This window comes from Saccharothrix sp. NRRL B-16348 (assembly GCF_001280085.1).
GTDB lineage: Bacteria > Actinomycetota > Actinomycetes > Mycobacteriales > Pseudonocardiaceae > Actinosynnema.
On the sequence record NZ_LGED01000212.1, the window covers coordinates 1 to 11,886 of the forward strand.

Consider the following 11,886-nt stretch of genomic DNA (forward strand, 5'->3'; position numbering starts at 1 on the left):
ACCCTGCCCGAGCACGTGCGGGAAGCGGCCCTGACCCGGGTGGCGGACTTCCACCTGCACACCGCCCACGCCGCCGCCCGCCTCCTGGAACCCCACCGCCCGCTCCTGTCGCCCGAGCCGCCCGCGCCCGGCGTGCACCCGCACCCGCTGCCCGACACCGCCGCGGCGCTGGCCTGGCTGGCCGCCGAGCACGCCACCCTGCTGGCCACCCAACGCACCGCCGCCACCCTCCGCCACCACCACACCGTCTGGCACCTCGCCTGGAACCTGCACACCTTTCACCTCCGACGGGCACACCGGCACGACGCGATCACCACGTGGCAGGCCGCACTGGACGCCGCCGACCACCTGCCCGACCCCGCCACCCGCGGCCGCGCCCACCGGATTCTCGGCAGCGCCTGCTCCCTGCTGGGCCTGCACGAACAGGCCACCACCCACCTGGAGCAGGCCCTCGACCTGGCCCTGCGCCACCACGACCCCGCCGAACAGGCAACCACCCACCGGGCACTCGCGTTCGCCCGGGGACGACGGGGGGACGACCGGCAGGCCCTGGAGCACGCCCACCAAGCCCTCGACCTCTCCCGTGCCCTCGACCAGCCGGTGGGGGAAGCCGACGCGCTCAACGCGGTGGGCTGGTTCGCCGCGCGCCTGGGCCAGTTCGACACCGCCCGCGAGCACTGCCACGCCGCCCTCACCCTGCACCGATACCACCACAACCCCGACGGCGAGGCGGACACCCAGGACAGCCTGGGCTACATCGCCCACCACACCGGCGACCACCACCAAGCCCTCGACCACTACCACCAGGCCCTCACCCTGTACCGCAACCTCGGCCACGCCTACGAGGTCGCGAACACCCTCGACAACATGGGCCATCCCCACGCCGCCCTCGGACAACACGAGCAGGCCCGCACGGTATGGCGGGAGGCGCTGGAGCTGTACCGGGAACAAGGCCGCGGCACCGACGCCGAGCGCGTCCAACGCCAACTCGACGACCTCGACGACACTGGTCACGCCGGTGCTGACAGGCAGTGACGCCTACCCGCTGACACCTGGTGACGGGTTCTCAGGTCAGCGAACTGATGCCTCACAGGAGGAGGCCGCGGCGCGGCGGAGGGCTCGCTGCTGAACGCAAGGAGCCGGATAACAGTCCATTCCTTCGCGGTCACCGTGGTGGTCGACTCCTCGTCGATGTGGGCATCGGTTGACCCCGATCGAGGGAAGGGATGCCGGGTCGGCGGGTGAGCGCAGTGGCGTAGCGTTCGAGTCTTTGGTTGAGCAGCAGTGTCGTTCCGCGCTGGTTGCGGGGCGTGACGAATATGCTGATCTGTTCGACGAACTGGTGTGTTCCCGGGTCGTGCTGCTTGTGATCCAGCACGATCGGGGCGAACAGGTAGTCGCCCCGGGTGACGTGTGCCCAGACCAGCACCGAGGCGATCAGGCGTTTCCGTTCGGTCCAGTGGGCCGGGCCCGCCGGCCGGTGTCGGAAGGGCAGGTCGTCGGTGAGGTCGTGCCAGTCGGCGGGGCGCCAGCGACCAGGTGGCCGGCCGCGCTCGGCGTCGGACGTAGTCGGTCTTGTACGGCAGGTCGTCCAGGCGTCGCGCGATGGTCTCCGCGCCAGCGTCGAACAGGAGTCAGGGGGATGTCGTGGGGGCCGCCCATCGCCATAACTTCGGCACCGCCAACCCTGCCGGGCCGGGCGGGATGTCCAGTAGCGGCGCGGCACCGTTCCAGGAGCCTCCGGCGGGGAGTTCGACGAGCTTCAGGGCGACCGCTCGTCCCAGCAGCCTGGCGTCGCAGCCGGCGAACTCCGTAGGTCCTCATCGCCGCAACGATGTGACGCGAGACCACCACCGATGCACCGATCGCGCTGGTCGAGGACTCCCTATTGGTCGCAGCGGGCCCGGTCGACCCCGACCTGCTGCGCTGGGCGGTGCTGTTCCCCGGCATCTGGGACGGGCCGCGACGGCATGAGGCGGGCATCCGCCTGAACTCCGGTTCGTCGGCTCGTCGTCCGGATCGCGCGGTGTTGATTCCGGCCGGCGTGAGCGTGCCCCAACCGTATCGTCCTGCCTGATCCAACAGACTGAAACCGTGCACAGAGGTCCCATTTGAACTCCACGGCGAGGCCGGGCGCGGGTTCGAGTGGTTCGCCGAGGACGGCGAGCATGGGCGCGATGTGCGGCAGCGCGTCGATCGGCCGTGCGGGTTCGGCCACCCTCCACCTCCCCGCCGCCGTCGTATCCGTCCAGTCATCCTCGGGTGGAATCGTCGGGTTCGCGACAGGATCATGCAGGGTTTCCGCCAGTCCGGCCCACGTGGAGTCAATCGCGACGCCCGGCCCGGCCGGGCCTACGCGGTGTTCGCGGAGCGCACCACGGCGTGCTCGCGCTGTATCCCGCCGTACGGCGGCAGTACACCCAGGAGTTGGGGCTGCCGGTCACGCGAGTGGCAGGTGCGTGGGCTAACGGTGAAGCGAGGACGCGGGGGCGGCTCGCGGCAGCGACGGACGGACCTGGTCAGCAAGGCGCCTCCCGCTTGCGTGTCCGGGTCGCATGGACTAAAAAGCTGTCGAACCTATGTTCGACCGACCGGTGGCCTCTTCGGATGGCGGTCCGGTCGGTTCTGCCGACTTCCCCTCGGTGGTATCGCCGGTGGGGAGGATTGTGCGTTGGGGTTCGACAGCGGGACGGATCTGCCGTGGGCGCAGCTGGAGCGGGCGCTGTCCGGGCGGGTCGACGCCGCCGGGCACTGTTCGCCGGGACCGCGCGGGCGTGACGGCTATGTCCGCGCGGAGGACCTGCTCGACCGCCGGGTGACCAGGGAAGACCAGAACACGGCGCGGGTGCCCTACGCGGAGCTGCACTGTCACTCCAACTTCAGCTTCCTCGACGGCGCGAGCCACCCCGAGGAGCTGGTGGAGGAGGCGGCGCGGCTGGGGCTGGACGCGGTCGCGTTGACCGACCACGATGGGATGCACGGGGTGGTGCGGTTCGCCGAGGCCGCGCGGGAGTTGGGCGTGCACACCGTGTATGGCTCGGAGCTGAGTGTGCGCTCGGCCGGACCGCGTACCGGCGTGCCGGACCCGATCGGCGAGCACCTGCTGGTGCTGGCGCGCGGCGCGGAGGGCTACCGACGGTTGTGCTCGGTCATCTCCGACGCCCACCTGCGCGGCGAGGAGAAGGGCAGCCCGGTCTACGACCTGGACCAGGTGGTCGAGGAACTCGCCGGGCACGTGCTGGTGCTCACCGGCTGCCGCAAGGGCGCCGTGCGCCGGGCGTTGAAGCGCGGCGGCGCCGCGGAGGCCGCCGAGGCGCTCGGTGTGTTGGTGGACCGGTTCGGGCGGCAGCACGTGGCGGTGGAGTTGGTCGACCATGCGCTGCCGGAGGACTCGGTACGCAACGACCTGCTGGCCGCGCTCGCGACGCAGGCGGGGTTGCCGGTGGTGGCGACCAACGCGGTGCACTACGCCACCCCGCGTGGCGGTCGGGTGGCGGCGGCGATGGCGTCGGTGCGTGCCCGACTGCCGCTGGAGCGGATGGCGGGATGGCTGCCGCCGCACGGGCAGGCGGCGCTGCGGGCGGGGGAGCGGATGGCGCGTCGGTTCGCCCGGTTTCCCGGCGCGGTGCACCACGCGGCGCTGCTGGGGCTGGAGTGCGCCTTCGACTTGCGGCTCGTCGCCCCCAGGTTGCCGCCGTTCGACGTGCCCGAGGGGCACACGGAGGCGTCGTGGCTGCGGGAGCTGACCGCCGCGTGCGCCCGCGAACGCTACGGCCCACCGGAGGCCGACCCGCGGGCGTGGGCGCAGCTGGAGCACGAGCTGGACATCATCGAGCGGCTGGACTTCCCCGGCTACTTCCTGATCGTGCACGACATCGTGGAGTTCTGCCGCCGCAACGACATCCTGTGCCAGGGCCGCGGCTCGGCGGCGAACTCCGCAGTCTGCTACGCGCTGGGCGTCACCAACGTCGACGCGGTGAAGTACGACCTGCTGTTCGAACGCTTCCTGTCGGTGGAGCGCGACGGGCCGCCCGACATCGACCTGGACATCGAGTCCGACCGCCGCGAGATGGTGATCCAGTACGTGTACCGCCGCTACGGGCGCCGGCACGCCGCACAGGTCGCGAACGTGATCACCTACCGGGCACGGTCGGCGATCCGCGACGCCGCGCACGCCCTGGGCTACCCGCCGGGCAGCCAGGACGCCTGGAGCAAGCGGGTCGACGGCTGGGGCACCGTACGCGACGCCGCCGCCGACAACACCCCCGACAACCCCGCCGGCCACACCACCGACCCCGCGGCGGGGGACCGGCCAGTCACCCCCGGCCAGGCGGACGGCATCGGCCACGCACCGGCCCGGTCACCGGAGAGCGGTGGTCGGGTCGGGCCGATTCCGCGGGAGGTGCTGCTGCTGGCCGCCGAACTGGAGGGAGCGCCGCGACATCTGGGCATCCACTCCGGCGGCATGGTCATCTGTGACCGGCCGGTGGCAGAGGTGGTGCCCGTGGAACGGGCCCGGATGCCCGGCAGGACGGTGTTGCAGTGGGACAAGGACGACTGCGCCACCGCCGGGCTGGTCAAGTTCGACCTGCTCGGCCTCGGCATGCTCTCCGCCATCCGCTACACCCGCGACCTGGTCGCCGAACACGAAGGCATACAGGTCGACCTCGCCCGACTCGACCTGACCGACCCGGCCGTCTACGACATGCTGGAACACGCCGACACCGTCGGCGTGTTCCAGGTGGAAAGCAGAGCGCAGATGGGCACCCTGCCCCGACTGCGCCCCCGCAGCTTCTGGGACATCGCCGTCCAGGTCGCGCTCATCAGACCAGGCCCGATCCAGGGCGGCTCAGTGCACCCCTACCTGCGCCGCCGCCGCGGCGAACCCTGGAACCACGACCACCCGCTGCTGGCCCACGCCCTGGACCGCACCCTGGGTGTGCCGTTGTTCCAGGAGCAGGTCATGCAGGTTGCGATCGACGTCGCCGGGTTCAGCCCGGGGGAGGCCGACGAACTGCGACGGGCCATGGGCTCCAAGCGTGCACTGTCCAAGATGGAGCGTCTACGGGAACGGTTCTATGCCGGCGCGGCCCGCAACGGGATCACCGGCGAACTCGCCGATCGCATCTTCCTGCAGGCACAAGCCTTCTCAGGCTACGGCTTCCCACTGAGCCATGCGCTGAGCTTCGCGCACATCGTGTTCCAGAGCGCCTGGTTCAAGCTCTACCACCCGGCCGCGTTCTGCGCCGCCCTGCTGCGCGCCCAACCGATGGGCTTCTACTCCCCGCAGTCGCTGATCGCCGACGCCCGCCGCCACGGCGTCCGCGTCCTGCGCGCCGACGTCGACGTCAGCCTTCCCCACGCCACCCTCGAACCGGACCCCGACAGCACCGGCGGTCACGCCGTGCGGCTGGGCCTGGGCGCCGTGCGCGACCTCGGCGACGACGCCGCCGAACACATCACCACCGAACGCCACACCCACGGCCCCTACACCGACCTGGGCGACCTGGCACGACGGACCGGCCTGACCACCACCCAACTCGAAGCCCTGGCCACCGCGGGCGCGCTGGGCAGCCTGCACCCCGACCGCCGCGCCGCCCTGTGGCAGGCCGGCGCCGCCGCCCGCGAACACCCCGAACGCCTCGCCGGCACCAGCGGCGTCACCACACCACCCGCCCTACCCGGCATGACCACCTGGGACCTGATCGCCGCCGACATGCGCTTCACCGGCGTCACCCCCGACGACCACCCCGTCCGACTACTGCGCACCCACCTCACCGACCTCGGTGCCATCCCCGCCGACCAACTCGCCGACGTCCCCCACGGCACACGCGTCCTGGTCGGCGGCGCGGTCACCCACCGCCAACGCCCCGGCACCGCAGGCGGAATCACGTTCATCAACATCGAGGACGAGACCGGAATGATCAACGTCGTCGTCAGCGTCGGCCTCTGGCGCACCAGCAAGAGCTACGCGCGAGACGCCAACGCCCTGCTCGTGCGCGGCATCATCGAGAACGCCAGCGGCGCCGTCAACCTCGTCGCCGACCAACTCCGCCCACTCGACCCACGAGTAGCCGGCAGATCACGCGACTTCCGCTGACTGCCGGGTCGTCGGTTGTAGGATCTCAAAATCGACTGCCAGTTTTCATTCGAGTCTGCCACCATGCTGCCACTTGGCAGCGGACTGAGACTGGGCTCTTCGGGTAGGACTTCAATCGTGGGGTTATGCGCGGTGTTGCTGTTGCCGATGGTGGAGTTGTGGCTTACACACCGCCCGCTCCTACTGATGGTGACGCGTTGATGGGCGAACCGTTAGTTGGATCGGTGTCTGTGAGTTTGCCCGCTGATGGAAATGGCCTAATTTCCACTTCATTGTCAGCGCGTCAGTTAGAGTGCCGCTTCACCATTTCTTGCCAGTGAGTGAGCTTGTTGCGGGTGATCATAGTACTGGGGTGGTCGGGCCCGAGGACCCGGAGGTGGTCGGCCAGCAGCGCCTCCAACTCGGCCACCGCACTGCCCGGGTCGCCCGCCTCACCCCGCCAGCGGGCGAGGTTGGCACGGGTGCTTAAGGTGACGGGGTGGTCGGGCCCCATCACCCGGAGATGATCTGGCAGCAGCGCCTTGAACCCGGCCACAGCGCCAACTGGGTCACCCGCTTCACCCCGCGAGTGGGCGAGGATGCCACGGGTGATCAGGGTGTCGGGGTGGTCGGGCCCGAGAACCCGGAGTCGGTCGGCCAGCAGCGCCTCCGACTCAGCCACCGCGCTGCCTGGGTCGCCCGCCTCAACCCGCCAGTAGGCAAGGTCGATGCGGGTGTGAAGGCTGTCGGGGTGGTCGGGCCCGAGGACCCGGAGTCGGTCGCTCAGCAGCGCCTCCAACTCGGCCACCGCACTGCCCGGGTCATCCGCTTCGCCCCGCCTGTAGGCGAGGCTCCCGCGGGTGTTCAGGGTGTCGGGGTGGTCGGGTCCCAACACGCGCAGTTGGTCGGTCACCAGCGCTTCTAATCCGGCCACCGCACTGCCCGGGTCACCCTCCTCACCCCGCCAGTAGGCGAGGCTCCCGCGGGTGTTCAGGGTGTCGGGGTGGTCGGGTCCCAACACGCGCAGTCGGTCGGCCAGCAGTGCCTCGAACCCGGCCACCGCGCCAGCCTGGTCACCCGCTGAGCCCCGCCAAGAGGCGAGCTTGCTACGGGTGTCCAAGGTGTCGGGGTGGTCGGGCCCCATCACCCGGAGGTGGTCGGTCAGCAGTGCCTCGAACCCGGCCACCGCACTGCCTGGGTCACCCGCTGCACCCCGCCAGTAGGCGAGCTTGCCACGGGTGTTCAGGGTGTCGGGGTGGTCGGGCCCCAGTTGTGAGTTGATGTGGCCGTAGAGGTTGTGCCAGTAGGTGATGGCGGCGTGGACTTGGCCGCTGCCGCCCAGAGATTTCCCCGCGCGTTCGAGTACGTCGTGGAGTGCGGGGGTGAGCAGTGCGGGGGTTGTGTGGGTGTGGAGTGTGGTGGTGTTGGAGCGTAAGGCTTGGCCGAGGTCGGGGTGGACGGTGTCGACATCCGGCCAGATCCCCAGGAGGGTGTCGGCGGTGGTGTGGGCGAGGGTGTGGAGGTGGTCGGGGCTCAGGGCGTCACGGACGGCGCGTTGGACCAGGGCGTGCACCGCCACCGCCTTGGCTGGGCGGTCGGGGGTGAGGGTGATGAGGTTGAACCGGTGTAGTCGTGTGAGTCCGTCGTTGACGTCGTCGTGATCGACCCGCCTGCGCGCAAGGGTGGTGAGGTGGTCCAGGACCGGTGGGGCGCTGAACATGTCGAGTGGGATGCCGTGGGGGTCGAGCAGGGCGGCGATCTCCAGCAGCGGCCGTGCCAGGCCCGCGCCACGCGGCTGGGTGGGGTTCTCGACGAGGTCGGCGCGGTCGATGGACACCGACCAGGTCGCAGCGATGGTGAGTTGGTGTTCGGGCAGGGCGTGTTCGGGTGGGGTCAGTTCGGCCAGAGTGCGGCGCCGGTCCGCGAGCATCTTCCGGTAGGTCGTGACGGTGAGCAGGGGTTGGTCGGCCAGGTAGGCCGCAGCCTGGCTCAACGCCAACGGCAAACACCCCAGCTCCGTCGCCAACCCGGCCAGCCGGTCCCGGACACCGCCGTCCGCGGTGCCGGCCATGGTTTCGGCGAGGTAGGACAGGGCTTCGTCGGGGGTGAACACGTCCAGCTCGATCACCCGGTGATCGCCGCGCCCCGCCGCCGCGTCACGCCGGCGGCTGGTGACCACGACCTGCCCACCGGCACTGGGTGGTGGGTCCAGGCCGCGCAGGTGCGCCGGGTCCTGCACGTCGTCCAACACGATCAGCCAGCGGCGCGAGGTGGAGGCCAGCCACTCCCGAAACCGGGCCGCAGCCTGCTCGGGTGGCCGGTCGGCGATCTGCGGGTCCTGTTGGACCAGCACCCGCGTGGCAGCGTCGGCGTAGGTGGTCACGATCGCGTCGCGAGAGAGCGCCGACACCCACACCGCCACGTCCACCACCGGGTCGGCCCAGACCGACCACGCGTGACGGGCGGCCAACTGCGACTTGCCCACCCCACCCATTCCCGACACGACCACGCCTGCGCGCTGCGGCGCGCCGACCACCATCGCCGCGCGTCCCGAGGCCAACGCGTCGACCAGCAGCGCGTACGCCCGGCGGTCCTGGTGGTGGTCGGCTGGGGACGGCGGAACGCCGACCCGTACCGGCCATGCCACCCGCGCGCGGTCGCCCTGGTGGACCGCGACCGTCGCGTCGCGACCGGCTTGGACGACCACGGCGTATCCGGACGCGGTCGCGTCCAGGTCCACCCTGTGCCCGTCACCGCCACCCGTGGCACCGTCGGTCGTCACGTGCGCGCACTCCAGTTCGACCGGATCTCCGACCCCTCCAGAACAACCTTGGCGTCCCGCACACTCGCGCACACCGCACGATGGCGGACCGCACCCCCATCACCGGCAGATGGTGCTCCCGCGGGGGCGGGGAAGTGGAGTTCTCTGCCTGCGAGCGCCGGACCGCTCCCGTACGCCGACGCCTTCAACCGGCCCGAGGAAGTGCCACGGGAACTGAGACTGATCTTGGTGACACCGTCGTGAGACAACAGAGAAACCACAGGTCGACTAAGATCGACATGTCCCAAGGGGCGAGAACCTACATTCGTTCCTCAGGTTGTAAGATTAGAACGCAACGCGAACCTACTTTATGCTGTCCGACGAGCAGTTGTTGTTGTTTCGCGAGTCTCACTGTCGAGGGTGTCGTTAGGGCGGCGTGGCACCGATGGGCGCCTGATGTGCGTTCGTGGCCGACGCGGAGTCGAGGTTGTCGAGTAGTTGTCGAACGCGTTCGGCGTCGGCGGTGCGGTCCTGGTGACGGAACAGGCGAAGGGCTTCCTGCCACGCCGTGTGGGCTTGGTCGTGCTTACCGAGATCGTGGTGCACGTGGCCGAGACGGTCGAGTGTGTCGGCGGACAACCTGGCGTCGCCGGTGGTGCGGAACGATTCGAGGGCCTGATGGTAGTAGTTGAGCGCTTGGGTGTGGTCGCCATTGCGATGGGCGATGAAGCCCAGACTGTCCAGGACGTTGCCCTCAGCCTCCGGAGCGCTGTGCTGGCGGAACATGGTCAGAGCCTGCTGGCAGTGGTCACGGGCGGCGGCGAGGTCGCCAACGTGGGCCGCGTGCCACCCGACCGCGTTGAGTGCACTGGCTACGGACAGTGGATCACCGTGGTTGCGGGCTAGGTCCAGAGCTTGCCGGGCGTGCTTCAAAGCCTGCCGGTCGTCCCCGTGAAGCTCCCAAGCCCGTTGGAGATCAAGTTGGATACGGGCTTGACGAACAGGCTCGTGGTGGTGTTCGGCCAATGTGAGGGCTTGGTTCAGCTGCTCGATGGCCTTCTGGTGCTGTCCGTGTTCGGCGTAGGTACGGCCAAGGTATCGGTGGACGCGGATAGCGGCGTAGAAGGGAAGGTATGCGGCGACTCGCGTGGTGGCCTGCCACACGTCCAATGCGCCGTAGCGGTGCCCACGCCGTTCGTGAGCCTCGCCAAGGATCGCAGCCAGGTTGAAAGCGGTCATGTGCCGCTGGTGTGTGACGGCGATGCGGTGAGCGGCCAGTAGATGCGGGTGGTGGAGATCCAACCAGGTCAGCGCGGTGGGCTGGTCGGCGATCGGCTCCGGGCACACGCCGGTGATCGGTGGGGCGGTACGGCTTCCCTTATGCGGGTGCAGGACGTGGTGCACGGTGTGGGCGGTGTCGTCGTAGAAGTCGATCACCCGGTCCAACGCCGCCCGGCGTTGGAGTTCGGTCAGGTCGTTGTGGGCTGTGATGGTGGCGTAGGCGCGGATGAGGTCGTGCATGGAGTAGCGGCCCTGGGGCTGGCGGTCGAGCAGGGAGTGTTCCCGCAGGGCGCGCAGAATCCGGTGTGTCCGTGGCAGGGGCAGGCCGGTGAGGGGGGCGGCGGCGTGCAGGGTGGTGTCGGGTCCGGGGGCGATGCCGAGCAGGGCGAACGTGGTGCGTTGTTCGTCGGTGAGCCGGTGCAGGGACCAGGACAGGACGGTGGGCAGGCTGGCGGCGGGGTCGGTGTCGTGGTCCAGCGCGTCCAGGCCGAGGTCGCGCAGCTCGGTCACGAACTCTGCCAGCGGGATGGCCGGGTGGACAGCGGCTTGACGGGCGGTGATCGTCAACGCCAGCGCGTGGTGGCCGCACAGCTCGATCAGCGCGTCGGTCGCCTCGGGTTCGGCGTTGGTGCGCCGGTGGCCGAGGCGTCGTTCCAGCAGTGCCCGGGCCTCGGCGTGGCCGAGGACGTCCAGCGGTAGGTGGTGTGCGCCGTGGCGGTCGATAAGGGAGGGCAGGATGGTGCGGCCGGTGACCAGCACGGTGCAGGTCGGGCTTCCGGGCAGCAGCGGTGCGACTTGGTCGATCGTGGCGGCGTTGTCCAGCACGACCAGTATCCGCCGTCCGGCGACCATGCTGCGGTACAGCGTGGCCAGGTCGTCGAGGTTCGAGGGTAGGGCCGCGGGGTCGATGCCGAGGGCGGTCAGGAAGCCGCGTGCGGCGTCTGCCGGTGGGGTCGGTCGTCCGGTGGGGCTGAAGCCCTGCAGGTCGGCGAAGAGTTGTCCGTCGGGGAAGCGGTGCAGGTTGCGGTGGGCCCAGGTCAGGGCGAGCGTGGTCTTGCCGATCCCGGCCGCGCCTCCGATGGCCGAGATCATGACCGCCGTTCCGGCTGGCGGCTCGGCACCGGCCCACCCCGGCCTGAGGTGGTCGTCGTGGTGTTCGGACCGGGCAGCGGCGAGGGCACGGTCGAGCGTCGCCAGCTCGGCGGTGCGTCCGGTGAACACCGCGGGCGCGGCGGGTAGCTGACGCGGGACCGACGGCACGGAAGGTGTGGGCGCGGGGTGCAGGTGCACGTCGCCGTGTATCACTCCGGCCTGCACCACCGCGCTCGCGGTACCGGACATCGTGTTGAGTGCCATGGGCAGGCCGTCGTGTTCGGTCTCGCGACCGGACGCGAGACCGGCGCCTAGCCGATCGCGCTTGGGCGTCGCCACGCTCGGCCACCTCCCGGGCCCGTTGTCACCACCTGGTGCCGTTCAGCGTCGCATCGCGCCGTGCGCGTCGGCAGGGAACGGGCGAGCGATTCACCCGACCGCCGAAGCACTCCGCACAACGGTGGAGCCGCCGGTCGCTCGTACGTCAAGGGCCCGATGACAAGCCGCTGCTGGATGGTGGGGCGAACGTGGCCTGACCCGGTGGCCGGTCCGTGATCGCCCACCCGACCCCTCCGTCCCTGGGCAGCTACCCCCGGGTCGTGGTTGGGGCGTAGCCCACCGGGTAGTGGACGGTCGCCGAACCCCGTACGTGCTCGCCCGGTGCCTGTGGCAC

Annotated in this window: 6 protein-coding genes; 3 read left to right on the forward strand and 3 right to left on the reverse strand. The window is 70.3% G+C overall.

The window, feature by feature from the left end; genetic code table 11:
• On the forward strand, positions 1–1,035 hold a 1,035-nt coding region (locus ADK67_RS27570), incomplete at its 5' end, for a tetratricopeptide repeat protein (protein ID WP_157620876.1).
• A gap of 130 nt (positions 1,036–1,165) precedes the next feature.
• Here the strand turns inward: ADK67_RS27570 and ADK67_RS51230 are convergent.
• On the reverse strand, positions 1,166–1,429 hold the full coding sequence (locus ADK67_RS51230; protein WP_157620877.1) for a hypothetical protein: 264 nt from the start codon (positions 1,427–1,429) through the stop codon (positions 1,166–1,168).
• A gap of 459 nt (positions 1,430–1,888) precedes the next feature.
• Here ADK67_RS51230 and ADK67_RS51235 point away from each other — a divergent pair, with 459 nt between their 5' ends.
• Complete coding sequence (locus tag ADK67_RS51235; protein WP_157620878.1) at positions 1,889–2,077, forward strand: hypothetical protein; 189 nt, start codon at positions 1,889–1,891, stop codon at positions 2,075–2,077.
• 594 nt (positions 2,078–2,671) lie between these two features.
• Positions 2,672–6,100: an error-prone DNA polymerase gene (locus ADK67_RS27575; protein ID WP_053719436.1), complete on the forward strand. Its 3,429-nt coding sequence runs from the start codon at positions 2,672–2,674 to the stop codon at positions 6,098–6,100.
• Between the two features lie 283 nt (positions 6,101–6,383).
• Here the strand turns inward: ADK67_RS27575 and ADK67_RS27580 are convergent, their stop codons facing one another.
• Together ADK67_RS27580 and ADK67_RS27585 are read right to left on the reverse strand one after the other, a co-directional pair.
• Entirely contained in the window at positions 6,384–8,861 is a 2,478-nt protein-coding gene (locus ADK67_RS27580; RefSeq protein ID WP_053719437.1) for a tetratricopeptide repeat protein, read from the reverse strand.
• A gap of 405 nt (positions 8,862–9,266) precedes the next feature.
• Positions 9,267–11,552, reverse strand: coding sequence for an ATP-binding protein (locus tag ADK67_RS27585; RefSeq protein WP_231648376.1), 2,286 nt, complete (start codon positions 11,550–11,552; stop codon positions 9,267–9,269).
• Positions 11,553–11,886 lie beyond the last annotated feature (334 nt).